This is a genomic window from Leisingera daeponensis DSM 23529 (assembly GCF_000473145.1).
GTDB classification, from domain to species: Bacteria; Pseudomonadota; Alphaproteobacteria; order Rhodobacterales; family Rhodobacteraceae; genus Leisingera; species Leisingera daeponensis.
On record NZ_KI421500.1, the window covers coordinates 1,088,382 to 1,112,084 of the forward strand.

General features: G+C 63.1%; 25 protein-coding genes. 17 read left to right on the forward strand and 8 right to left on the reverse strand.

All coding sequences use genetic code 11. The features are described 5' to 3' along the window. Positions 1–32: 32 nt before the first annotated feature. From DAEP_RS0105680 to grxD, 4 genes are all read left to right on the forward strand, one after another. Positions 33–551, forward strand: coding sequence for a hypothetical protein (locus DAEP_RS0105680; RefSeq protein ID WP_027243974.1), 519 nt, complete (start codon positions 33–35; stop codon positions 549–551). Between the two features lie 65 nt (positions 552–616). Continuing rightward, on the forward strand, positions 617–853 hold the full coding sequence (locus DAEP_RS0105685; RefSeq protein WP_008555371.1) for a BolA/IbaG family iron-sulfur metabolism protein: 237 nt from the start codon (positions 617–619) through the stop codon (positions 851–853). 5 nt (positions 854–858) lie between these two features. Then, positions 859–1,092: a hypothetical protein gene (locus DAEP_RS0105690; RefSeq protein ID WP_008553750.1), complete on the forward strand. Its 234-nt coding sequence runs from the start codon at positions 859–861 to the stop codon at positions 1,090–1,092. Positions 1,093–1,199: 107 nt separating this feature from the next. Further along, positions 1,200–1,562, forward strand: coding sequence for a Grx4 family monothiol glutaredoxin (gene grxD / locus DAEP_RS0105695; RefSeq protein ID WP_008556434.1), 363 nt, complete (start codon positions 1,200–1,202; stop codon positions 1,560–1,562). 79 nt (positions 1,563–1,641) lie between these two features. On the opposite strand, the gene DAEP_RS0105700 is transcribed toward grxD, so the two are convergent. Next, on the reverse strand, positions 1,642–2,037 hold the full coding sequence (locus tag DAEP_RS0105700) for a cell division protein ZapA (RefSeq protein ID WP_008555284.1): 396 nt from the start codon (positions 2,035–2,037) through the stop codon (positions 1,642–1,644). Further along, positions 2,037–2,861 carry a coiled-coil domain-containing protein gene (locus DAEP_RS0105705; protein ID WP_027243975.1) on the reverse strand — a complete coding sequence of 275 codons (825 nt, stop codon included), beginning with the start codon at positions 2,859–2,861 and terminating at the stop codon, positions 2,037–2,039. Before DAEP_RS0105705 ends, DAEP_RS0105700 begins: the two co-directional genes overlap by 1 nt. A 245-nt stretch (positions 2,862–3,106) precedes the next feature. Here DAEP_RS0105705 and tkt point away from each other — a divergent pair, with 245 nt between their 5' ends. Together tkt and DAEP_RS23270 are read left to right on the forward strand one after the other, a co-directional pair. Then, positions 3,107–5,128: a transketolase gene (tkt, locus tag DAEP_RS0105710; protein ID WP_027243976.1), complete on the forward strand. Its 2,022-nt coding sequence runs from the start codon at positions 3,107–3,109 to the stop codon at positions 5,126–5,128. Between the two features lie 113 nt (positions 5,129–5,241). Further along, positions 5,242–6,495 carry a pentapeptide repeat-containing protein gene (locus DAEP_RS23270; RefSeq protein ID WP_084204400.1) on the forward strand — a complete coding sequence of 418 codons (1,254 nt, stop codon included), beginning with the start codon at positions 5,242–5,244 and terminating at the stop codon, positions 6,493–6,495. On the opposite strand, the gene DAEP_RS0105725 is transcribed toward DAEP_RS23270, so the two are convergent. Continuing rightward, a complete protein-coding gene (locus DAEP_RS0105725; protein WP_027243978.1) occupies positions 6,482–7,441 on the reverse strand; it encodes a DUF808 domain-containing protein in 960 nt (319 codons plus the stop codon). The genes DAEP_RS23270 and DAEP_RS0105725 overlap by 14 nt on opposite strands. A gap of 244 nt (positions 7,442–7,685) precedes the next feature. Here DAEP_RS0105725 and gap point away from each other — a divergent pair, with 244 nt between their 5' ends. Further along, a complete protein-coding gene (gene gap, locus DAEP_RS0105730) occupies positions 7,686–8,687 on the forward strand; it encodes a type I glyceraldehyde-3-phosphate dehydrogenase (RefSeq protein WP_008556130.1) in 1,002 nt (333 codons plus the stop codon). A gap of 76 nt (positions 8,688–8,763) precedes the next feature. After that, complete coding sequence (locus DAEP_RS24195) at positions 8,764–8,907, forward strand: hypothetical protein (RefSeq protein WP_008555685.1); 144 nt, start codon at positions 8,764–8,766, stop codon at positions 8,905–8,907. 154 nt (positions 8,908–9,061) lie between these two features. Here the strand turns inward: DAEP_RS24195 and coaD are convergent, their stop codons facing one another. From coaD to DAEP_RS0105750, 3 genes are all read right to left on the reverse strand, one after another. After that, positions 9,062–9,562, reverse strand: a complete 501-nt coding sequence (gene coaD, locus DAEP_RS0105740) for a pantetheine-phosphate adenylyltransferase (RefSeq protein WP_008557684.1) — start codon at positions 9,560–9,562, stop codon at positions 9,062–9,064. Positions 9,563–9,683: 121 nt separating this feature from the next. Continuing rightward, positions 9,684–10,118: a CBS domain-containing protein gene (locus tag DAEP_RS0105745; protein ID WP_008557833.1), complete on the reverse strand. Its 435-nt coding sequence runs from the start codon at positions 10,116–10,118 to the stop codon at positions 9,684–9,686. A gap of 55 nt (positions 10,119–10,173) precedes the next feature. After that, positions 10,174–11,070, reverse strand: a complete 897-nt coding sequence (locus DAEP_RS0105750) for a LysR family transcriptional regulator (protein WP_027243979.1) — start codon at positions 11,068–11,070, stop codon at positions 10,174–10,176. A gap of 136 nt (positions 11,071–11,206) precedes the next feature. Between DAEP_RS0105750 and DAEP_RS0105755 the strand changes: the two genes are divergently transcribed. From DAEP_RS0105755 to DAEP_RS0105765, 3 genes are all read left to right on the forward strand, one after another. Beyond that, positions 11,207–12,706 carry a CoA-acylating methylmalonate-semialdehyde dehydrogenase gene (locus DAEP_RS0105755; protein WP_027243980.1) on the forward strand — a complete coding sequence of 500 codons (1,500 nt, stop codon included), beginning with the start codon at positions 11,207–11,209 and terminating at the stop codon, positions 12,704–12,706. Between the two features lie 294 nt (positions 12,707–13,000). Beyond that, the gene (locus DAEP_RS0105760; RefSeq protein ID WP_027243981.1) at positions 13,001–14,035 is read left to right on the forward strand and encodes a fatty acid desaturase; all 1,035 of its coding nucleotides are present in this window, start codon (positions 13,001–13,003) and stop codon (positions 14,033–14,035) included. 148 nt (positions 14,036–14,183) lie between these two features. Beyond that, positions 14,184–14,786: a L,D-transpeptidase gene (locus DAEP_RS0105765; protein WP_008553669.1), complete on the forward strand. Its 603-nt coding sequence runs from the start codon at positions 14,184–14,186 to the stop codon at positions 14,784–14,786. A gap of 78 nt (positions 14,787–14,864) precedes the next feature. Here DAEP_RS0105765 and DAEP_RS0105770 read toward each other — a convergent pair whose 3' ends face one another. Next, positions 14,865–16,694, reverse strand: a complete 1,830-nt coding sequence (locus DAEP_RS0105770; RefSeq protein ID WP_051337320.1) for an O-linked N-acetylglucosamine transferase, SPINDLY family protein — start codon at positions 16,692–16,694, stop codon at positions 14,865–14,867. Between the two features lie 231 nt (positions 16,695–16,925). Between DAEP_RS0105770 and DAEP_RS0105775 the strand changes: the two genes are divergently transcribed. The 5 genes from DAEP_RS0105775 (at position 16,926) to DAEP_RS0105795 (ending at position 22,276) form a co-directional block, all read left to right on the forward strand. Continuing rightward, the gene (locus DAEP_RS0105775) at positions 16,926–18,065 is read left to right on the forward strand and encodes an acyl-CoA dehydrogenase family protein (RefSeq protein ID WP_027243983.1); all 1,140 of its coding nucleotides are present in this window, start codon (positions 16,926–16,928) and stop codon (positions 18,063–18,065) included. Positions 18,066–18,116: 51 nt separating this feature from the next. Beyond that, positions 18,117–19,163, forward strand: coding sequence for an enoyl-CoA hydratase/isomerase family protein (locus DAEP_RS0105780; RefSeq protein WP_027243984.1), 1,047 nt, complete (start codon positions 18,117–18,119; stop codon positions 19,161–19,163). Further along, positions 19,160–20,035, forward strand: coding sequence for a 3-hydroxyisobutyrate dehydrogenase (mmsB, locus tag DAEP_RS0105785; protein WP_027243985.1), 876 nt, complete (start codon positions 19,160–19,162; stop codon positions 20,033–20,035). The genes DAEP_RS0105780 and mmsB overlap by 4 nt, the downstream gene beginning before the upstream one ends. A gap of 220 nt (positions 20,036–20,255) precedes the next feature. Further along, a complete protein-coding gene (locus DAEP_RS0105790) occupies positions 20,256–21,830 on the forward strand; it encodes a choice-of-anchor L domain-containing protein (protein ID WP_027243986.1) in 1,575 nt (524 codons plus the stop codon). A 98-nt stretch (positions 21,831–21,928) separates the two neighbouring features. After that, positions 21,929–22,276, forward strand: coding sequence for a hypothetical protein (locus tag DAEP_RS0105795; RefSeq protein ID WP_027243987.1), 348 nt, complete (start codon positions 21,929–21,931; stop codon positions 22,274–22,276). Here the strand turns inward: DAEP_RS0105795 and DAEP_RS0105800 are convergent. After that, positions 22,273–23,064, reverse strand: coding sequence for a helix-turn-helix domain-containing protein (locus tag DAEP_RS0105800; protein ID WP_027243988.1), 792 nt, complete (start codon positions 23,062–23,064; stop codon positions 22,273–22,275). The genes DAEP_RS0105795 and DAEP_RS0105800 overlap by 4 nt on opposite strands. Positions 23,065–23,189: 125 nt before the next feature. Between DAEP_RS0105800 and DAEP_RS0105805 the strand changes: the two genes are divergently transcribed. Next, positions 23,190–23,624 carry a hypothetical protein gene (locus tag DAEP_RS0105805; protein WP_027243989.1) on the forward strand — a complete coding sequence of 145 codons (435 nt, stop codon included), beginning with the start codon at positions 23,190–23,192 and terminating at the stop codon, positions 23,622–23,624. Positions 23,625–23,703: the final 79 nt, after the last annotated feature.

The following is a 23,703-nucleotide window of genomic DNA, read 5'->3' on the forward strand; positions in this document are numbered from 1 at the left end:
TTTCACACGTCCTTTCAAACCGGGGCCGGCCCATGACCCTTCCTGAGCTGACAGAGGATTGCAGCCGCTGCGCGGGTCTTTGCTGCGTAGCCTATCCGTTTGAGGCGCATGAGGATTTCGGCCTCCTGAAGGAGGCGGACACGCCCTGCCCCAACCTTGCTGCGGATTTCCGCTGCACCATCCACGCCGATCTGGTCAAATGCGGTTTTGGCGGCTGCGCCGCCTATTCCTGCGCCGGCGCCGGCCAGCGGGTGACGCAAGACCTGTTTGACGGCGAAACCTGGCGCGATGACCCGGATCTGCTGCCCCATATGACCCATGCCTTGCGGGTGCTGCGCCCGATCCACGAGGCGCTGCTGGTGCTGCAGGAAGCTGCTGCGCTGCCGCTGCCCAAGGACCTGCAGGACCGCTGCGCGGCGCTGACCCGGGCGCTGTGCCCGGAAAACCCCGCGTCGGTCTGGGACTTCGAGGAGGACAGCGTTCAGGAGGCCCTGGCCAGCCTGCCGGACTTTGTCGAAAGCCTGGCCCCCTTTGCCCGGGACAGCTGTTAATCCTGCTTGCACAGCCCCCGGCGCCCCCCTACATTTTTGGCAAACAAGACAAAGGACTTCCCCGGATGCCCATGCAAGCCCACGAAATCGAAGAACTGCTGCGCGCTGCCTTCCCGGATGCCAAGATCCAGGTCGGCGGCACCGATGGCGTTCACATGTCGGCGATGGTCGTCGACGAAAGCTTCCGCGGCAAGAACCGCGTCCAGCAGCAGCGCGCTGTCTATGCCGCGCTGAAAGGCAAGATGGACGGCCCCGACGGCGACCTGCACGCGCTGGCGCTGACCACCAAGGCGCCTGAGTAAGCGCCATGTCCCTGTTCGCCTTTTTCCTGGTGATTGGCATTGTGGTGATGACCGCCTTTGTCGCGGTCGTCTCCCAGCGCCGCCGCCCGCTGGAGGAGGACGAGACAGACCCGGATTACCACACCCTGCGCTCCGATTATCAGTCGGGCATGGGCGGCGGATCCGTTCGCACTTGGAAGGTTCCCAAAGACCCGCAGGAATACGCGCGCTTCTTCGTGCCCAAGAGCAAACGGAAATAGCGCTGCACCGGTCCCGGCATGCCCCACGGGGCGGATTGGCAAAACCCTCGAAATTACCTATATGACGGCCAACGCAAACGGCGCAGCAGCCGAAAGGAAATAGACATATGACCGACGCAAAAACCCGCATCGACGAAACCGTCAAAGCCCATGATGTTGTGCTTTACATGAAAGGCACCAAGGAAATGCCGCAGTGCGGCTTCTCCTCGCGCGTGGCGGCGGTGCTGAACTATATCGGCGTCGACTACACCGACGTGAACGTGCTGGCGGACGAAGAGATCCGTTCGGGCATCAAGGAATATTCCGACTGGCCGACCATCCCGCAGCTTTACGTCAAGGGCGAATTCGTCGGCGGCTGCGACATCATCACCGAGATGGCCCTGTCGTCGGAGCTCGATACCCTGTTTGAGGACAACGGCATTTCCTTCAACAAGGAAGCAGCCGACAAGATCCGCGAAGCCAACGCCTGATTTCGTCAGCCCTGGCAAGAAAAAAAGGCGCCCCAGCGGCGCCTTTTCCTTTTCCTGGCAATGGCTTGGGGCAATGCCCTCAGCTTGCCGCCTGTTCCTCGACCTGCTGGGCCAGCGCCTCGGTGCGGGCGGCCAGTTCGGCCAGGCTTTCGGTCACTTGCGGCGGCACCACCGCCACCTCAACCCGTTCGGGCTCTGGCGGCGGAGCGTTTTTCAGCGCTTCCAGCTCCTGCATGCGCTCGGCCAGTTCGGCCTCAACTTCCTTGATCCGGTCTTCGACCGCGGCGGTCTTGTCGGCCAGCATCAGCCCCGCCATCAAGAGCATCCGCGCCTCGGGCATCCGGCCGATCTGGTCGGACAGAACCTGCGCCTCGTCGTCCAGCATCTTGGCGGCGGAATGCAGATAGCTTTCCTCGCCCTCCTGGCAGGACACTTCAAAGCCGCGGCCGCCGATATGAATGGTCACTTCGGGCATCAGACTTCCTCTCCTTCGGGCAGATTGCGGGCGGTGGCCAGCAGCGGTTCCAGCTTGGCCAGCACCGCGTTCACCTGCGCCTGATCGCTAGCCTGGGCCGCGCGCAGGCCTTCGATCTCAGCCTCCATCGAGGCATTGATCAGCCCGGCATCGCCCAGGCTTTGGGCATTGGCCTCGCGCAGCGCCGCGTTGGAGGCGCGCAGTTCTTCATTGGCCTGGCGCAGCTGCTGAAGTTCGCTGTCCAGCCGCAGCAGGGCCTCGTTCTGGCGCGCGATCTCCGCGCTCATGTCCGGTGCCGCGGACGGCTCTGCCGCGGAGGCGCCTGCCTCCTCCAGCCGGGCCTTCAGGCTGTCGTTGGCAGCCTGGGCTTCGGCAAGCTGGTCTTCCAGCCGCTCCCTGTCGCTGGCAGCAGTGTTGGCCGCGGCCTCGATCTGGCTTTTCAAGCGCGCGACTTCGGCCCGCAGCGCTTCTTTTTCGGCCGGGTCGCCCGCCTCGTTGCGCAGCAGCTGCAGTTCCGCCTGCATTGCCGCGACGTCATCACCGCCGGCAGGCGCCCTGCTTTCGGCCTCCTGCAGGCGGGCGTGCAGCACCTTCACCCGCTCTTCCAGCTGGGCGTTGGCGGTTTTCTCTTCATCCAGAGCCTGCTCCAGCGCCTCGTTGGCGGCATTCGCAGCCGCCTCCTCGGCAGCCTTGGCGGCTGCTGCGGCAGCTTCCGCCGCCTTCACCTGGTCCGCCGCGCGGGCCTCCTGCAGAGCGGCCGTGCCTGCGCTGATGCGCTCCAGCGCGGCCTGGATGCGGCCTTGCAATTCTTCGATCTGGTTCATGCCTGTCCCTCACCCGTCCACATCAGTTCACTCTTCTTCTGGCGGCGCCCGCGCGAATCGCACACGCGCCTCTGACATGGGCCAGTTATTCCCTATCAGGGATAAAACACCCCCCCTTGTCTTTCAACCACTTGCCGCGCCAACTTCGCGCAGGGCAGCAGACATGCGCGCAACCGTGCTTGATCTTTGGCTCATCGCTGTTATTGAGCGCACCAATTGCCTGTAACGCCAAAGGAACAATCCCAGTGGACCTGACAGCCCTGCGCACCGCCAATCCCGAGCATTGGAACAAGGCCGCCGCCATCCGCGCGCTGGCCCTGGACGCCGTCGCCGCCGCCAACTCCGGCCACACCGGTATGCCCATCGGCATGGCCGATGTGGCGACCGTTCTGTTTGAAAAACATCTCAAATTTGATGCATCCAACCCGTCCTGGCCGGACCGCGACCGGTTCATCCTGTCGGCGGGCCACGGTTCGATGCTGATCTATTCGCTGCTCTATCTTGTCGGCGACAGCCAGGTCACTCTGGATCAGATCAAGAACTTCCGCCAGATGGGCGCGATCACCGCGGGCCACCCTGAGAACTTCCTGGTCGACGCTGTCGAAGTGACCACCGGCCCGCTGGGCCAGGGTATCTCCAACGCCGTCGGCTTTGCCATGGCAGAGGAAATGCAGCGCGCCCATTACGGCAAGAAAGTCGTCGATCACTACACCTATGTGATTGCCGGCGACGGCTGCCTGATGGAAGGCATCAGCCAGGAGGCCATCGGCCTTGCAGGCCGCCACCAGCTGGGCAAGCTGATTGTCTTCTGGGACAACAACAACATCACCATCGACGGCACCGTTGACCTCAGCGACCGCACCAACCAGGTGCAGCGCTTCAAGGCGTCGGGCTGGCAGGTTCTGGAAATCGACGGCCACGACCCCAAGGCCATCGACGAGGCCATCGAGGCGGCCAAGAAATCCAAGAAGCCTTCGATGATCGCCTGCAAGACCCACATCGCCCTGGGCCACGCCGCGCAGGACACCTCCAAGGGCCATGGCGCGCTGACCGATCCCGAGCAGCTGCAGGCGGCCAAGGACGCCTATGGCTGGACCGGCGGCGCGTTCGAGGTGCCGGCAGAGATCAAGTCCCAGTGGGAAGAAATCGGCGCCCGCGGCAAATCCGAGCGCGAAGCCTGGGAAGCCCGTTTTGCGGAGCTGTCGCAGCAGAAGCAGGACCGCTTCAACCGCGCCTATGCGCTGGACGCCCCCAAGAAGCTGTCGGCCACCATCAAGGCGCTGAAAAAGCAGGTCTCCGAGACCCAGCCATCGGTTGCCACCCGCAAATCGTCGGAAATGGTGCTGGAAGTGATCAACCCGATCATGCCGGAAACCGTGGGCGGCTCCGCCGACCTCACCGGCTCCAACAACACCAAGACCGGCGACCTGGGCGTCTTTGACACCGACAACCGCAAGGGCCGCTATGTCTACTGGGGCATCCGCGAGCACGGCATGGCCGCGGCGATGAACGGCATGGCGCTGCACGGCGGTATGCGCCCCTATGGCGGCACCTTCTTCTGCTTCACCGACTATGCCCGCCCGGCGATGCGCCTGGCCGCCCTGTCGAAGATCCCGACCGTGTTCGTGATGACCCACGACTCGATCGGCGTCGGCGAAGACGGCCCGACCCACCAGCCGGTTGAACACCTGGCAATCTGCCGCGCGACCCCGAACACCTATGTGTTCCGCCCGGCCGACACCGTGGAAACCGCCGAGGCCTGGGAGATTGCCCTGACCGCCAAGGAAACCCCCTCGGTTCTGGCCCTGACCCGTCAGAACCTTCCGACCGTGCGGACCGAGCACAAGCTCAGCAACATGGTGGAAAAAGGCGCCTACGTGCTGGCTGAGGCCGAGAACAAGCGCCAGGTGATCCTGATCGCCACCGGCTCCGAAGTCTCCGTTGCGATGGAAGCCAAGGCCAAGCTGGAGGCCGAGGGCATCGGCACCCGCGTCGTCTCCATGCCCTGCATGGAGCTGTTTGCGCAGCAGGACGAAGCCTACCGCCGCAAGGTTCTGCCCGCAGGCCCGGTACGCGTCGGCATCGAGGCCGCCGTGCGCGCCGGCGGCTGGGACCGCTGGCTGCTGGGCGAGCGCGGCCAGGAGAAGAAAGCCGGTTTCGTCGGAATGGACCGTTTCGGCGCGTCTGCGCCTGCAGGCGAGCTGTTCGAGAAGTTCGGTATCGCCGCTGAGGGCACTGTCGCCAAGGTGAAAGAGCTGCTGGGCTGAACTTCTTCAACGACCGAGAATACACTAAGGGGCGCCAAGCACGGCGCCCCTTTTCATATTGGCATTATGACTTTAGCTTACCGACAACAGCTTCCTTATTGTGATTACCTAACATGCTCGATACTGGTTTGACCTCGGCTGAACGCAATCCGTTTTACTTGCTGGCAACGACATACGGTGAACATTCAACTGGTTTTGATGGAAGTTTCGAAGAGAAAAACCGCCGTATCTGGAACGGATTTATGGCGCACACTCTGAAGCCGGAGTTCAGGGAGAAACTGGCGAAAGCACTTGAGAAAGACCCCGCTGAATTTCTCCCCCTTACTGATCAAGAGCTGAAACATGTCGAAGATCGCTTCGACATGGCAAACATCTCTTTCAGCGAACTGCCTGCACCTGAAACTATGCATGGATTTTCCTCAATTTCTTTTCGCGACTTGGTTTTTCAGAAGTCAGTACTGCTTTCCAACAGGATTTTCCCGTTCGTGATTGACTTCAGCAGGTCAAAATTTTGCATGAATTTTTCGATGCAAAAATCTATTTTGACAGCTGCGCATTTTTCGGACGCTCACTTCCAACGCTTTGCCTACTTCAATGAGGCAAAGATGGGCAACATCGGGTGGGTCGGGAACGCTGTGGAATTCAGAAATGCTAGATTCTGTCGGCAAGCAAGTTTTTCAAAAGCCCAGCTCAAGAACGCTGATTTCACAAAGGCCAAGTTTGAAGAAGCCGTTCGATTTGACGACACCATTTTCTACGGTGGCTGTCCAAAATTTTACGACGCCGCGCTTCCCGAAGACACAGTCTTTCCGTTGCAACCTGAAAACTGGGGTTTTCCAACACCCAGTATTGACCGCTTTGGGACTTTCAAACCTTACACCCCACTTCAGCTAAAAATCGAAAGCAACAGCTTCACAGCATTGCGTCGCCGGATGGAAGAATTGCAACGACCAGAAGACGCCCATTTCTTTACGCGGATGGAGTTTAGAGCTAAGGGAGAGCCTAAAGGATGGTATGGGTTCTTGGTTAAGCTTTATGGTTGGTTCTCTAACTATGGATATTCTATTGGCCGTCCGTTGGCTGCGTTAGGCTTCCTCTTAGGTCTCGGCAGCGCTGCTTACTTTGGATATTTTATTAGCTCTTCGTCGTCCCTTGTATCTGCTCCGGATTCCCCCTTTTGGACTGGGGTTGGGTATTCCATTAGCAACACTTTCAGCTTCTTTGGTTTGGGAAAGCTGGTGGATGAAGGGGTTGTAGGGCAACTTCCTCCCGTGCTGAAATTGTTCGCTGGGATACAAACCGTCTTTGGTCTTATCTTTTCGTTTCTACTCGGTTTAGGGCTGCGAAACCACTTTAGGGTTGGGTAAACTTGCCAATCACCGGCCCGATCACCTTGGTCGCCAGCGGGATCAGCACCAGCCCCCACGCGAGGCCGAACACCCCGTCCATCGCTGCTTTGGCCGCCCATTCCACAGCGCCGGTCCAGGCCTCCGGCACCGCGTGGCCGACGGCATAGGCCCAGTCGTGGATCAGATGGCCGAGCCAGCCAAAGCCCAGCACCTCCAGCCCGTGGATGATGATGGAGCCGCCGACCCACAGCATCGCCGCGGTGCCGACCACCGACAGGATCTTCATCAGCACCGGCATGAACTTGACCAGCCCGCGCCCCAGGCCGCGGCCCGGGGACGTCAGCGCGTTCTGCGCCAGGAACAGCCCCACGTCGTCCATCTTCACGATCAGCGCGACAGAGCCGTAGACCGCCAGCGTCACGCCGATTGCCACCACCGCCAGCGTCGCCGCCTGCATCCAGACCGTCGGCGCCTCGATGGCGGCCAGCGCGATGGTCATGATCTCCGCCGACAGGATGAAATCTGTCTTGATCGCGCCCTTGATCTTCTGCTCCTCCAGATGGCCCGGGTCCTTGATGCTCATGTCCTCGTCAATGGCGTGGCTGGCATGGGGAAACAGCACGTGAAAGATCTTCTCCGCTCCCTCGAAACACAAGTAGGAGCCCCCGAGCATCAGCAGCGGCGTGATTGCCCAGGGTGCGAAGTTGGCCAGCAGCATCGCCACCGGCAGCAGCAGGATCAGCTTGTTGAACAGGGAGCCGCGGGTGATGCGCCAGATGATCGGCAGCTCGCGCGCAGGCGCAAACCCTTGCAGGTACTTCGGTGTCACCGCCGCGTCGTCGATGATCACCCCCGCCGTTTTGGCGCCGGCCTTGCCCGCCGCCGCCGCCACATCATCCACGGAGGCTGCCGCCACCTTGGCGATCCCCGCCACGTCATCCAGAAGCGCCAGCAATCCGCTCATGCCAAAATCCTCAAAACCTATCCGCTTTAACAGGCAATCTGCCCGCTTCCGCGGCGCAGCACAAGCGTTAGCGCCACCGCGCCGGAGCCGCGGATTTCCGTTAACGCCACCGCCGCAGATCGTTACCGCCAACATCATGATTTTGCGCTAACAGTTTCATTTAATGACGCTTTTACCCCTTTAGACCACATGGCCGCCGGTCTATATGGCGGCCAAAGGTTTTTGCTCGCTTGGAGACGTACTCATGACCATCAAAGTCGGGATCAACGGTTTTGGCCGCATCGGCCGCTGCACCCTGTCGCATATCGCCGCCTCGGGCCGCGACGACATCGAAGTGATCAAGGTGAACGCCACCGGGCCGCTGGAAACCGCAGCACACCTGATCAAATACGATTCCGTGCATGGCCGTTTCCCGGGCGAAGTGACCATCGGCGACGGCACCATGAACCTGGGCCGCGGCGACATGCAGATGTTCTCCACCTACGACATGAACGAGCTGGACTGGTCGGGCTGCGACGTGGTTCTGGAATGCACCGGCAAGTTCAACGACGGCGAGAAGGCCAAGGCGCACCTGGAGCGCGGCGCGAAGAAAGTGCTGCTGTCCGCACCGGGCAAGAACGTCGACAAGACCATCGTCTACGGCGTTAACCATGACCAGCTGGAAGCCGGCGACACCATGATCTCCAACGGCTCCTGCACCACCAACTGCCTGGCGCCGCTGGCCAAGGTGCTGGACGAGGCGTTCGGCATCGAGCACGGCATCATGACCACCATCCACGCCTATACCGGCGACCAGCCGACGCTCGACCGCCGCCACAAGGACCTGTACCGCGCCCGCGCCGCAGCCATGTCGATGATCCCGACCTCGACCGGCGCTGCAAAAGCGCTGGGTGAAGTGCTGCCGAACCTGAAAGGCCGCCTGGACGGCTCCGCCATCCGCGTGCCGACCCCGAACGTCTCCGCCGTGGACCTGACCTTCCGCGCCGGCCGCGACGTGACCGCTGAGCAGGTCAACGCCGCCGTCAAGGAAGCGGCTGAAGGCCCGATGAAGGGCGTGCTGGGTTATGAGCCCGCGCCGCTGGTCTCCGTCGACTTCAACCACTCGCCGGAAAGCTCGATCTTCGCGCCCGACCAGACCCGCGTGGTCGAGGACCGCATGGTGCGCGTGCTGGCCTGGTACGACAACGAATGGGGTTTCTCGGTGCGCATGGCCGACGTCGCCGTTGCCATGGGCAAACTGGGCTGATCCCAGCCTAACCCCTTGAGACTTCACGCCCGCTCAGGTTATCTGGGCGGGCGTTTTCCTTTGCGGCGGAGCTGTCATGACCAACCGGATTGCCCTTGTCCTGGGCCTGTTCCTGATTGCCGCCGCCGTGATTGACATTGTCCTTTTCGGCGACCGGCACATGATCTTTCTCGGCAAGAAGCTGTTTGCGCTGATCGACTGGGTCGCATTCTGGCGCTGATCCGCCCGCTGCTGCCGCCGCTTCGGCGTGCGCTACCCCCCTCTTTTTCAGCCTGGCAGGGGCGCCAGCCCCTGCCCGCGCGCGCAGCGCGCCGCCGAAAGCACAAAGCCGGGCGTCAGCCCGGCTTTGCCTGTGTCCGATACTGTGAACGCGATCAGGCGGTCTTGCCCAAACGCTCCAGCAGCTTTTCCTTGACCAGCGGGCTGACGAACTTCGACACGTCCCCGTCCAGCCGGGCGATTTCCTTGACCAGCTTGGAAGCAACCGCTTGATGCCGGGCCTCCGCCATCAGGAACACCGTCTCGATCGAACTGTCGAGCACCCGGTTCATACCGACCATCTGGAACTCATACTCGAAATCGGCGACCGCCCGCAGGCCGCGCACGATGATCTGGGCGCCGACGTCGCGGGCGCAGTTGATCAGCAGGTTCTCGAACGGATGCGCGACAATCTCGGTGCCGGTCTCCTCGCTCAGCTTGGCGCATTCCGCCTCGATCATCGCCACCCGCTCCTCCAGCGGGAACAGCGGCCCCTTGTCGCGGTTGATGGCGACGCCGATCACCAGCTTGTCGACCAGCGCGCTGGCGCGGCGGATGATGTCGGTGTGCCCGATGGTGATCGGGTCGAAGGTGCCGGGATACAGACCCACACGCATGGGCGGCCTCCTGCCTTGTCAGAATTTCTGCGCACGCAAACACATTTGCGGCTGGCAATGCAAGGGGGCAGAAATACGGATGCCCCGCTTGCGGCTCGGCCTCAGGAAACCCGCCTGCGGCTCAGTGCCCCATGATCATGTCTTGCAGCGCGTCCTTCTCCATCGCCACCTGCGCCAGCTGCGCCTTGACCGCATCGCCAAGGGTCACGATTCCCACAAGTTTCCCGTCCTCGACCACCGGCATGTGGCGGAACCGCCCCTCAGTCATCTGCTTCAGCAGCTCGCCCACGTTGGACTGAGTGGTGCAAGTCACCAGCTCGCGCGTCATATAGCCGCTGACCGGCTTGTCCAGGCAAGCGGCGCCTTCCTTCGACAATTCGCGGACGATATCGCGCTCCGACAGGATGCCATCGGGCGTCACCCCGTCCGCCGACACGACCACAGAGCCGAACTTGTTTTCTGCCAGCAGCCGGGCGGCATCCGATACGCTGGCATCCGGTTTGACGGTGACCACACCAGTGGTGGCCTTGGACTTCAAAATGACCTGAACGAGCACGCTGCAGACCTCCTAAAATATGGCGCGTTATAAATAACTGTGCCGCAACGCAGCTTTAAGTCAAGGATTCCAGCCGGGCCACCTCGTCGCGGATGCCCTTGGACAGCGCCTGGGCAAAGCGGTTCAGCCGCTCGCTGCGCTGGTCGCCCTGATGGCGCACCAGGTGGAAACTGCGCGTCAGGCTCACCTTGTCGGTCAGGATTTTGCGCAGCATCCGGTGGGCCGGCAGGCTGAAATCATGCGCCACGCAGATCGCCGTGCCCTGCGCCGCCATCTTGATCTGGACCGAAACCGAGTTGGAGGCCAGCGCCACCCGCTCAACCCCGATATCGTTCAGATAGTCGAGCTCCTTGTCGAAGATCATGTCGGGGATATAGCCGATCATCTTGTGGCCCCTCAGATCCTCCAGCCTGGTGACCGGCGGGTGGTCCTTCAGATAGTGGCGCGAGGCCACCAGGTGCAGCTGGTAGTCGCAGATTTTCTGCACCAGCAGCTTGCCCGCCGTCGGCGCGCTGACCGTGACCGCCATATCCGCCTCGCGGCGGCTGAGGTTGATCACCCGCGGCAGCGCCACGATCTGAATGTCCAGATCCGGATTGTCTTCGGAAATCTGCGCGCAGACCTGCGGCAGGATGTAGTTGGCAGCACCATCCGGCGCGCCGATGCGGATCTGGCCGGACAGGGTATCATTGGGGCCGGTCAGCGCCTCTGTGCCCGCCCGCATCGCCTGTTCCGCCGCTTCCGCATGGATCAGCAGCCGGTCGCCGGCCGCGCTCAGCGCATAGCCCTGCGGCGATTTCACGAACAGCGGCGTCTCCAGCGCCGCCTCGAACCGGGCGACCCTGCGGCCGACTGTCGCCGGGTCCATCTTCAGGACCCGGCCGGCACCGGACAGGCTCGCCTCCCGTGCCACTGCCAAAAATACTTTCATATCATCCCACTGGGGATCCATCGGCCCGGTTCCTCCGTGTTCCTGCTAACGCCCTGTTAACCTTTTGCGTTACTGCAAAGCCTCTTTGAAATCTTTCCCCTTTTCCGATGTTTTTTGCAAGCCTACAATGAAGGCAACATGAACAGAGGAGGATCCGATGAAAGAACTCGGCCACTTTATCAACGGCAAGATCGTCTCCGGCACCTCGGGCCGCTTTGACGATGTTTTCAACCCGGCAACCGGCGAAGTGCAGTACAAATGCCCGATGGCCAGCGCGTCTGAGACCACCGACGCCATCGAAAAAGCCGCCGCGGCACAGCCCGCATGGGGCGCCACCAACCCGCAGAAGCGCGCCCGCGTGATGATGGCGATGGTTGGCCTGATGAACCGCGACATGGACAAGCTGGCCGAGGCGCTCTCCCGCGAGCACGGCAAGACCATCCCGGACGCCAAGGGCGACCTGCAGCGCGGCCTGGAAGTGATCGAATACTGCGTCGGCGCGCCGCAGATGCTGAAAGGTGAATTCACCGACAGCGCAGGCCCCGGCATCGACATGTACTCCATGCGCCAGCCGCTGGGCGTTGTCGGCTCGATCATGCCGTTCAACTTCCCCGCCATGATGCCGCTGTGGCACGTCGGCCCGGCCCTGGCCTGCGGCAACGCGGTGGTGCTGAAGCCGTCCGAGCGCGACCCCTCCGTGCCGCTGATGCTGGCGGAGCTGTTCGTCGAGGCAGGCCTGCCCGAAGGCGTGTTCCAGGTGGTGAACGGCGACCGCGAGGCGGTTGACACCATTCTGGACAGCGAAATCATTCAGGGCGTGTCCTTCGTGGGCTCCACCCCCATCGCGCAGTACATCTATTCCCGCGCCACCGCCAACGGCAAGCGCGCCCAGTGCTTCGGCGGCGCCAAGAACCACATGATCGTGATGCCTGACGCCGATCTGGACCAGGCCGCTGACGCGCTGGTCGGCGCAGGCTTCGGCGCGGCAGGCGAACGCTGCATGGCGATCTCGGTTGCGGTTCCGGTTGGTGAGGAAACCGCCGACAAGCTGATCGAAAAGCTGATCCCGCGGATCGAAAAGCTGAAAGTCGGCCCCTACACCGCAGGCGACGACGTCGATCTGGGCCCGGTTGTGACCGCGGCCGCCAAGGAGCGCATCCTGGGTCTGATCCAGTCCGGTGTTGACCAGGGCGCCACGCTGGTGGTCGACAACCGCGACTTCAAACTGCAGGGCTACGAGGACGGCTTCTTTGTCGGCGCCCACCTGTTCGACCACGTCACCCCCGACATGGACATTTACAAGCAGGAAATCTTCGGACCGGTGCTTTCCACTGTGCGCGCAGGCACTTACGAGGAAGCATTGAAGCTGGCGATGGACCACGAGTACGGCAACGGCACCGCGATCTTCACCCGCGACGGCGACACCGCGCGCGACTTCGCATCCCGTGTGAACATCGGCATGGTGGGCATCAACGTGCCGATCCCGGTGCCGCTGGCCTACCACACCTTCGGCGGCTGGAAGAAGTCGATGTTCGGTGACCTGAACCAGCACGGCCCGGACAGCTTCAAATTCTACACCCGCACCAAGACCGTGACCTCCCGCTGGCCCTCGGGCATCAAGGAAGGCGGCGAGTTCAACTTCAAAGCGATGGACTAACCCACTGCTTTAAAATCAAAAAAGGCCCCGGATACTCCGGGGCCTTTCGTTTTGCGCGCTGCAGGATTGCCAGCAGGCCCATTGACGGCCTATGGCTCGGCGTCCAAACTGTCCCGCGGTGCGGCCAAAGCACCGCCCCGCCGCTCAGGACCGCCGTGCGGGGCCTTTGACTGGGGATGTTCGGGCACTGGCGTCAATAAACTGACGGAAATGAGGGGCGCAGGGCCGTTTTTTCCTTGTTCCGCGGCGTAACTCGTCTATCCGGTCACCAACGGACAAACAGACGGCAGGCGCATGAGCAAGACACCCGACCCGAACCAGCCGCAGGCGGCTGCAAGAACCGCCCGCGACTGGGTCAAAATCCTGGCCCAATACCGCGAACCCAATCCGGCGCGCAGCGCCTTTGAACTGGCCATCACCCTCGTGCCCTTCGTGGTGCTTTGGGCGCTGGCCTGGTGGTCGCTCTCGATCAGCTACTGGCTGACCCTCGCGCTGTCCGTCTGCATCGCCGCCTTCCTGCTGCGCCTGTTCACCATCCAGCACGACTGCGGCCACGGCTCTTTCTTCACCAACCGTCATGTTAGCGACTGGGTCGGCCGGATCATCGGGGTGCTGACGCTGACGCCCTACGACGTCTGGCGCCGCACCCATTCGATCCACCACAGCACCCACGGCAACCTGGGCAAGCGCGGCATGGGCGACATCCACACCATGACGGTGGCCGAATACCGCGCCGCCAGCCGCTGGGAGCGGCTGGTCTACCGGCTTTACCGCCACCCGGTGACCCTGTTCGGCATCGGCCCCGGATACCTGTTCTTCCTGCAAAACCGCATCCCCTACGGGCTGACCGGCCAGGCCCGCTACTGGATCAGCGCCATGGGCACCAACGCGGCAATCCTCGCCGCGCTCGGGCTGATCTGGTACTTCGGCGGCCTGATGCCGCTGTTGCTGATCTTCCTGCCCGCCACCCTGATCGCCGCCACCGCCGGCCTGTGGCTGTTTTATGTGCAGCACCAGTTCGAAACCACCCAGTGGACCCGGGAAGAGGACTGGCAGCTGCACGACGCCGCCCTGCACGGCAGCTCGCACTACGTGCTGCCGCCGGTGCTGCAATGGCTCAGCGCAAATATCGGCATTCACCATGTCCACCATCTCTACAGCCGCATCCCGTTCTACCGCCTGACCGAGGTGCTGCGCGACCACGCGGAGCTGGCCGAGGGCAACCGCATGACCATCCGCGAAAGCCTCGCCAACGCGCGGCTGCACCTGTGGGACGAAGACAGCTGCCGGCTGCTGTCCTTTGCCCAGGCGCGCCGGCTTTACGCCTGATACCCTGATCCGGTCCGGGCGGCAGAAAATTGCCGCCCGGGTCTACACAAAGCCGTGAGGCGCTGCCGCAGCGCCTTGGCGCCTCTGGAAATTCCTGAGCCGGTGCTTATCTTGCGCAGAGTTTTTGAGCAGCACGGTAGAGGAAACAATGACAAAACTCCGTATTACCCGCCGCGCCACCCTGATGGGCCTGGGCGCGACCCTGGCTACCCCCGCCATCCTGCGCGCGCAGTCGACGGACGCCTTCCCGCAGGACGAGCCGGCCATCCGCGATGAGATCCCGGTGCAGCGCAATGTCTCCGCCTTCTCGCAGCAGAACTGGCAGGACCATTTCGACCAGCTGGGCAAGGGCTGCCTGCTGGCCGACATCAGCTCCCGGGCGCTGCATTACTGGGGCCCGGACGGTGAAACCTACCGGCTGTTCCCCTCGTCCGTGCCGATGACCGAAGAGCTGACACGGCGCGGCTATTCCCAGATTGTGCGCAAGGCGGAAAACCCCAGCTGGACTCCGACCCAGTCGATGCGCGAGCGCGACCCGACACTGCCGGCCCGCATCGAAGGCGGCGTCCCGGGCAATCCGCTGGGCACCCGGGCGATGTATCTGGACTGGCCTGCCTATCTGGTCCACGGCACCCACGACACCCGCAAGATCGGCCGCCAAAGCTCCTCCGGCTGCATCGGTCTTTATAACCAGCACGTTGAAGAGCTGTACGAGATGGTGCAGGTCGGCACCCAGGTCCGGCTGCTGTGATCCCTCAGCGCTGATCAGCGGTCTGCAAATGAAACGGGCGCGGGAAATCCCGCGCCCTTCTTGCAACTGCTGGCAGCCTCATTTCAGGCTGATGTGATCCGGCTTCAGCCCGGCATTGAAGCGCTCAAGTGTCTTTTCCAGAAGCGCCTCAAAATTGCGGGTGAACTTCTTTGTGTCATAGAGCGGGCCGGTCTCGATCCCCTCTTTCACCCGCGCCTTAACTTCCGCCAGATAGTTCTTATCCCGCGCCAGTTTCAATGCCAGCGCCTGGTACTGCTGCGGTGTGGCGACGGCGAGTTCAGGGACCCCGGCGCAATGCACCAGGCTGGTGGCCACCCGCGCGGCAAACTGCTTGCCGGTCTTGGTGACAACCGGCACCCCTGCCCACAGCGCGTCGCTGGCCGTGGTATGGGCATTCACGGCAAAGGCATCCAGAAACACGTCTGCCAGCTGCAAGCGGGCCAGATGCTCTTTTTGCCCGGCAAAGTCCGCGAACACGATGCGGTCCGGCCCGATGCCGCGTTTCTTGGCCTCCCCCAGAATGTTTTGCCGGGCCTTATCATTTGTCGCGTAGAACCACAGAACGCTGTCCGGCACCCGCTGCAGCAGTTTCATCCAGATGTCGAATTCATCCGGCGACACCTTGTAGGGGTTGTTGAAGGAACAGAAAACAAAAGCCTCCTCCGGCAGCCCGGCCTCTGCCCTGGAGGGAACAGTATCCGCGGCCGCGCGCTGATCATCATTCGGCTGATAGCAGTCCGGCATGTAGAGGATTTTTTCAGTGTAGTATTTGCGCAGCTTTTCGGGGATCGTGACCGGATCGGCGATCATGTAGTCCATTTGATCCACCCCGGTCGTTCCCGGATAGCCCAGATAGGTCACATGCACCGGCGCCAGCCGGTTGTTGAAGATATTCACCCGGTTGCCCTTGGTGTAGCCTTTCAGGTCGACAGCAATGTCCAGTCCGTCCTCGCGCGCGACCGCAGCGATTTCGTCGTTTTCCAGGCCCGAGACCTGCTTGTAAACATCCGCGGCGTTTTCGGCCCGCAGGCGGCCTTCCTGGTCGTTCACCTCGCCATAGTCGTAGATGTAGATTTCAAACCGGTCGCGGTCATGCAATTCCAATTGCCGCCCGATCAGGTACATGGTGGCGTGGTCGAAGAAGTCGTTTGAGAAATACCCCAGCCTGATCTTCCGCCCGTCCGCCCGCGGACGATCAAAATTGGTTTTGCTGGTCTCAGCCATGCCCAGTTCCGCAGCCTTGACCGAGAACTTCATCTGCAAGCCCGGATCATCCGCCATCGACAGAAAGGCAAACGGGTCGATGCCGACATCCGTCTTGCGGAACACCTGAAGCCTTTTTTCCCGGTTACCCAGATCGGTCCAGTCGCAGATCCGCCGGCGCAGGTAGATCAGCCGGGCAAGCGCGGTCGCGTTGTTCGGATCGAATTTCACCGCGGCGTCAAAATAGTTGATCGCCTCCTCGTCCTGGTTCAGCCGCATCAGGTAACTGCCGATGTAAGACAGGCATTTGGAGTTGGAGGGGTCCAGCCGCAGCGCATCCACATGGGCCAGGATTGCCTTGTCAGGCCGGTTCATCATTTCCAGAACTTCGCCGAGCGCGGCATAGATCAGCCGGTTTTTATCATCCAGCTTCAGAGCCTCGCGCAGTAGATATTCAGCGTCGCTGAACTGACGTTTCAGCGCCAGTTTACGGGCTTTTTCGTACAAGGCGACAGCCTGGGCCTGCGGTGTGCCGCTGGCTTGCCTGACCATTCCGTGCCGCATAGACAGCGCAAAATCGGCGCGGGCATTGGTGCTGAGCGCGCCGGCAAATTCCTGTTTTACGCGGTCCGGGGTATCGCGTCCCGAGGATGCCAGAAAATGCTGCGCCTGAGAATTCGACACGCGTGTACTCCTTTTTGGAATGCCTTTGCAGGGTTCACCTGCCTTGATCTGTTTGCGACAGAGTTTCGCCGAAGTTTGTTAATTTTCTCCTGACCAGGCCATCACTGCGCCCGCCCATCCCTGCGGCATTGCTGCACGGCGGCTTTGCATTTGCGCAGCTTGCCTCAGCGTCCGCCGGGCGCTATTAAATAAACAACTGTTCAATTCATTGCGCCACGGGAGGAGCTGAATATGGATTTCGCACTCACAGAGGAACAGCAGGCCATCTTCGACATGGCCCAAGCCTTCGGCCAGGAAAACATCGCGCCGCACTCCCGCCAGTGGGAAAAAGACGGCACCATCCCCAAATCCCTGTGGCCGCAGCTGGCCGAACTGGGCTTTGGCGGGCTCTATGTCTCCGAGGAATACGGCGGCTCCGGCCTGTCCCGCCTCGACGCCACCCTGGTGTTCGAAGCCCTGGCCATGGCCGACCCTGCTGTCGGCTCCTTCCTGTCGATCCACAACATGTGCGGCGGCATGATCGACAAGTTCGGCTCGGAAGAAACCAAGCAGAAATGGCTGCCCAGCCTCTGCTCGATGGAGAAAATCTTCTCCTACTGCCTGACCGAACCCGGCTCCGGCTCCGACGCGGCGGCGCTGAAGACCCGCGCCGAGCGCACCAATGACGGCTATTCGCTCAACGGCACCAAGGCGTTCATCTCCGGCGGCTCCTATTCCGACGCCTACGTCGTGATGTGCCGCACCGGTGAGGATGGACCCAAGGGGATCTCCACCGTGGTGGTCGAAGACGGCAACCCCGGCCTCTCCTTCGGCGCGCTGGAGGACAAGATGGGCTGGAAGGCGCAGCCCACCTCGCAGGTGCAGTTCGACGATTGCGCGATCCCCGCGGACCACCTGATCGGCGAGGAAGGCAAGGGCTTCTCCTACGCGATGGCGGGCCTCGACGGCGGGCGTCTGAACATTTCGGCGGGTGCTTTGGGCGGTGCCCAGGCGGCGCTGGACCAGACCGTGCAGTACATGTCCGAGCGCAAGGCCTTCGGCAAATCCATCAACCAGTTCCAGGCGCTGCAGTTCCGGCTGGCGGAATATGAAACCCGCCTGCAGGCCGCCCGCACCTTCCTGCGCCAAGCGGCGTGGAAGCTGGACACCGGCGCCCATGACGCCACCAAATTCTGCGCCATGGCCAAGCTGATGGTCACCGACACCGCCTTTGACGTGGCCAACGGCTGCCTGCAGCTGCATGGCGGTTACGGCTATCTGGCAGACTATGGCGTCGAGAAGATCGTGCGCGACCTGCGGGTCCACCAGATCCTTGAAGGCACCAACGAGATCATGCGCCTGATCGTCGCGCGCCAGCTGATTGCAGAGTAACCTGCAATCAGCACACTGCCCGCGGCAAGACATAGTGACGGAGCACGCCCGATGAGTGATATCCATATCCGCAAATCCGGCCAGGCCGGCCGCATCACCTTCACCCGCCCCAAGGCGCTCAACGCGATGAGCTACGAGATGTGCATGGCGATCGACGCCGCTATGCGCGCCTGGGCTGACGATGATGCCGTCAAGCTGGTGGTGATCGACGCCGAGGGCGACAAGGCCTTCTGCGCCGGCGGCGACATTGCCGAGCTTTATGACACCGGCACCAAGGGCGACTACTCCTATGGCCGCACCTTCTGGCGGGATGAGTACCGGCTGAACGCGCGGATTTTTGAGTACAAGAAGCCGGTGATCAGCTTCATGCAGGGCTTCACCATGGGCGGCGGCGTCGGGATCGGCTGCCACGGCACCCACCGGGTGGTCGGCGAAAGCAGCCAGATCGCCATGCCGGAGGTGGGCATCGGCCTGGTGCCGGATGTGGGCGGCTCGCTGATGCTGGCCCTGGCCCCGGATCACTTGGGCGAATACCTCGGCATGACGGCAGCGCGGATGGGCGCGGAGGACGCGATCCTCGCAGGCTTTGCCGACTATTTCATTCCGCAGGACGGCTGGCCCGCGCTGGTTGCCGGGCTGGAAGAGACCGGGAGTGCCAAACTGGTCGAGGACGCCGCCCAACCCGCCCCGGAAGGCACCCTGCGCGGGGTCCGCGAGGATGCCGCGAAGCATTTTGGCAAGGACAGCCTGGAAGACATCCGGCAAAGCCTTGAGGCGGACGGCAGCGGCTTTGCCGCCGCTGCGCTGAAAGCGCTGAACCGCAATTCTCCGCTGTCGATGGCCTGCACGCTGGAGATGCTGCGCCGCCTGCGCGCCGATGGACCCGCCATCCGCCGCGCGCTGGACCTGGAATACCGCTATACCTTCCGCGCCATGGAAAAGGGCGATTTCCTGGAAGGCATCCGCGCCCAGATCATTGACAAGGACCGCAATCCGCAGTGGCAATACGCCGGCCAGCCGGTTCCCGCCTCGGCGGTTGAGGACATGCTGGCGCCGCTCGGCGCGGATGCGCTGACATTTGAGGAGGAACTCGCATGAAGATCGGATTTATCGGACTTGGCAACATGGGCGGCCCGATGGCCGCAAACCTGGCCAAGGCGGGCCACCAGGTGACCGGCTTTGACATGGCCGATGTCAGCATCGAGGGCGTGACCATGGCGGCTTCCGGCCCCGAGGCCGCAGCGGGTGCCGATGCGGTGATCACCATGCTGCCCAACGGCGCCATCCTGCGCCTTGTTGCGGCTGAGGTGATCCCGGCGATGGCCAAGGGCGCGACCCTGATCGACTGCTCCACCGTCGACGTGGACTCCGCCCGCGCGGTTGCCGCTCAGGCTGCGGATGCGGGCCTGATGTTCGTGGACGCGCCGGTCTCCGGCGGCATCGGCGGCGCTGCGGGCGGCACGCTCACCTTCATGGCCGGCGGCAGCGCCGAAGCCTTCGCCAAGGCCGAGCCGCTGTTCGACATCATGGGCCAGAAGGCCGTGCATTGCGGCGAGGCCGGCGCAGGCCAGGCTGCGAAAATCTGCAACAACATGATCCTCGGCGTCACCATGATCGCCACCTGCGAGGCGTTTGCCCTGGCCGACAAGCTGGGTCTGGACCGGCAGAAGATGTTCGATGTGGTTTCCACCTCCTCCGGCTACAGCTGGAGCATGAACGCCTATTGCCCGGCCCCCGGTGTCGGCCCGCAGTCGCCCGCCGACAACAACTACCGGCCCGGCTTCGCGGCGGAGCTGATGCTCAAGGATCTGGGCCTCAGCCAGCAGGCCGCCGCCAGCGCCGATGCAGACACCCCGATGGGCGAGCTGGCAATGGCGCTCTACAAGAAGTTCGTCGAGGAAGAAGGCGGCAAGGGCATGGACTTCTCCGCCATGCTGCCCCGGTTCGAAAAGCGCGGCCGCGAAGGCTGACGCCCGCGCGCCGTCTCCCGCCCCTTGCACAACCATCACGGTTCCAGGCCGGCCCTCCGCACAGGGCCGGCCTGCAGCTTTTCTGCGCTCCGCACAGGTGCCTAGAGGTTTATAAAACATCCGGATTTAGACGCCGCCGCGCCACAGTTCTGTCCAACTTCTCCATCATTCCGGTAAGCGACCGTAAAAACCCAGCACAGCCGGAGGCAGACTGGACGTCATGGCAACCGCAACGGAACTGAGCATCGACACTACCGCCAGCGCTTTGCAGATGGCAGAGGAAATTTTCGGCGACGGCGTCACGGTGACCAGCGCCGCCTACAGCGGCGATGCGCTGTCCTCGGGCATCTATTCCGGCGCGGATACCACCACGCCGGGGGTGGCGCCTGCGGATTCCGGCGTGATCCTGTCAACCGGCTACGCCCGCGACTTCACCAACAGCGACGGCAGCACCAACACCAACCAGCGGACCGATACCACCACCAACACCGCCGGTGTGGACGGGGATGCAGATTTCAACGCGCTGGCGGGCACCCAGACCTTTGACGCTTCCATTCTCGAGGTCGAATTCATCCCCGACGGCGACACGCTGACCATAGACTTCGTGCTCTCCTCCGAGGAGTACCCGGAGTTCGTGAACTCACAGTACAACGACGTGATCGGCGTCTGGGTGAACGGGGTCGAGGCGAAGGTCTCCATCGGCGACGGCACCGCCTCGATCGGCAATATCAACGACGGCAGCGAGAACATCTACGTCGACAACACCGGCGACGGCTTCAATACGGAGATGGACGGCTTCACCATCACCCTGACATTTGTCGCGCCGGTGAACGCGGGTGAGGTCAACACCCTGAAAATCGGTGTCGCGGACACCTCCGACGTCGCCTATGATACCAACCTGCTGATTGCGGGCGGTTCGGTGCAGACCGCGATTGTTGCCGAAGACGATCAGGAAGACATCGCCATCGGCAAGACCAGGGTCATAGATGTCCTGGAAAACGACAGCACCGCCGCCGGCGGCACGCTGAGCATCACCCATATCAACGACCACGCGGTCTCTGCGGGCGATACCGTCACACTGGCCACAGGCCAGCAGATCACCCTGAACGCCGATGGCACCCTTACCGTGGTCGCCGACGGCGACCTGGAAACCGTCCATTTCAACTACACCGCGGACAACGGCGAGGGCAATTCCGACACTGGCCTGGTGGAGATCAAACAGACCGTCCCCTGCTTTCTGCGCGGCACCCTGATCCGGGTGCCCGGCGGCGAGGTTCCGGTCGAGGATCTGCGCCCCGGCATGGAGGTCCTGACCTTGGACAACGGCCCGCAGGTGCTGCAATGGACCGGCAGCCGCCGCACCGCCTGCACGGCCCGCACCGCCCCGATCCGCTTCGCCGCAGGCAGTTTTGGCAACAGCTGCGACCTCTATGTCTCGCCCCAGCACCGCATGGTCGTCTCCGGCCCGCTGGCCGAGCTGCTGTTTGGCGAACCCGAAGTCCTGGTCAAGGCCAAGGACCTGGTCAACGGAACCACCATCCGCCCGGCGCTGGAGCTGGAACAGGCGGACTATTTCCACCTGCTGTTCGGCAGCCATCAGATTCTCTGGGCCAACGGCGCCCTCAGCGAAAGCTATCAGCCCGGTCCGGAAACCGCGGCCGGCTTTGACGCGGAAACGCAGGCGGAAATCCGCGAGTTGTTCCCTGAACTGTGCGCAAAAAGCGGCCGCGGCTTCGGCACCGCCGCGCGGCTGTCGCTGCGCGGCTTCGAAGCGCGGGTTATTGCCGCCGCGTAAGCGGCAACCGGCAGCCTGCCGCCACCCCTTTCCGTGCGCTCTTGGAATTGCCGCAGGGGCGGTTATGTGGTGGGCAGCGAAATGAGGATCCGCTTTAAATGGTACGCCGTCACATTGTTCCCTTCACCGTTCTTGCCGCTGCCTGCGCGCTGGCCATTCCGCTGGCGGCCGGCAATGGCCACGACAAGCCGGAGCAGGCCGCCTTCCGCTGCCCGCTCGGGCTGACCAAACAGGCCGCGCATTGCGTGCCGCCGTCCCAGGCCAAGAAGTTCTACCGCCGCGGCGATCACATTCTGGATGATTACAGCTGGATCGGAAACCCGGGCGGCTGGGCGCCCGACCCCTACGGCAGCTATGTCGAGGCTGGCGGCTATGTCTATCAGGTCAACCGCGAAACCCATAAGGTGCTGCGCCTGATCGGCGCCGAGGCAGTGCTGGACAACTAACCGCCGGCGCTGTCCGCACCGCCGGGCCCGGCCATCGACTCCAGCCAGCCGCGGGTGGCCTCATCGGCGGGGAACAGCATCTCGATACGCAGGTCCGACATCGCCAGATCGCCGGTGCCGCCGAACTGGGTGATGGTGGAAAAGAACGACAGCACCTGCCCGCCCATACGGTACCGCGCCGGGATCACCGCGGGCAGGACGCCGCCGTCCGCGCCCCCGGGCTCTGCCGCACTGCGCTGCAGCCGCGCGATCGCCTGTTCCAGAACCGGGTCGGCGCCGAAACCGGCCAGCTCTGTCCGCAGCCGCGCCAGGCTGTGGCGCTCGACCTCCTCCAGATTGTCCAGCGCCGCCCTCAGCGCCGCATTGCCCAGCAGCGCCTCGATCAGGCTGCTGCCCGGGGTGATGCCCGTATTGCCCAGCATCAGCGCCGCGGCGCGGTTCATGTCCAGCAGATGCCAGTGCCGGTCAATCAGCATGGCGGGATACGGCTCATGCCGCTCCAGCATCCGCTTTGCGGCCTGGCGCAATGGCGCCAGCTCCTCATCGTTCAGATCCCGCCGCACATAGGCGGGCGCCAGCCCCGCCGCGGTCAGCAGCTGGTTGCGGGCCGCCGGCGGCACCTGCAATTCCTCGCTCAGCCGCAGCACCATGCCGCGGCTGGGCTGGGCGCGTCCGGTCTCAAGAAACGACAGGTGCCGCGGCGACACCCCGGCGCTCAGCGCCAGCTCCATCTGGCTCAGCCGCCGGATCTGCCGCCATTTCTTCAATGCCCCGCCAAACCCTGCCATCACCGCTGCCTCCCGCCTGGCCCCACTCTACCGCAGGCCCTGCCGAAAACACCTACCTCCAAGGTAATTGTTTTCACTCCCCATCGGGCTGCAGTCTGAATCCGGTACAAAACAAGGAGACCCCGATGACCCACTCCGCTTCAGTCCGCTGGCTCAAAACCGCCGCGGTGCTCTCCGCCGCCTTCGGGCTGGCCATGGTGCTGGCGCTGGCAACGCCGCTTGCACACGGCCTCGGCTTCTTTCTGGATCTGGCCTTTCTGCCGCTGGACGGCGGGCAGCGGCTGCAGCCCGGCCCGGCCGCGCTGATGACCGCGATCAGCGGCGGCCTGATGTGCGGCTTCAGCGTGCTGATCTATCTGGTGACACAGCATATCTACAGCACCGGCCCTGCCCTCGGCCGCCGCCTGCTGATCCCGGCGCTGCTGGCCTGGTACGTGTCCGACAGCCTCGGCTCCCTTGCCGCCGGCGCCTGGTTCAACGCGGTGCTGAACACGCCCTTCCTGCTGCTGTTCCTGGCGCCGCTGCTGCTGGCGCGCCCCGCCGCCGCGCAAAGCGCATAAGAAAAGGGGGCACGTCCGCCCCCTGTTCACCTTTGCAAAAATACTCCGGGGTGAATTGGCCGAAGGCCAAGAGGGGCAG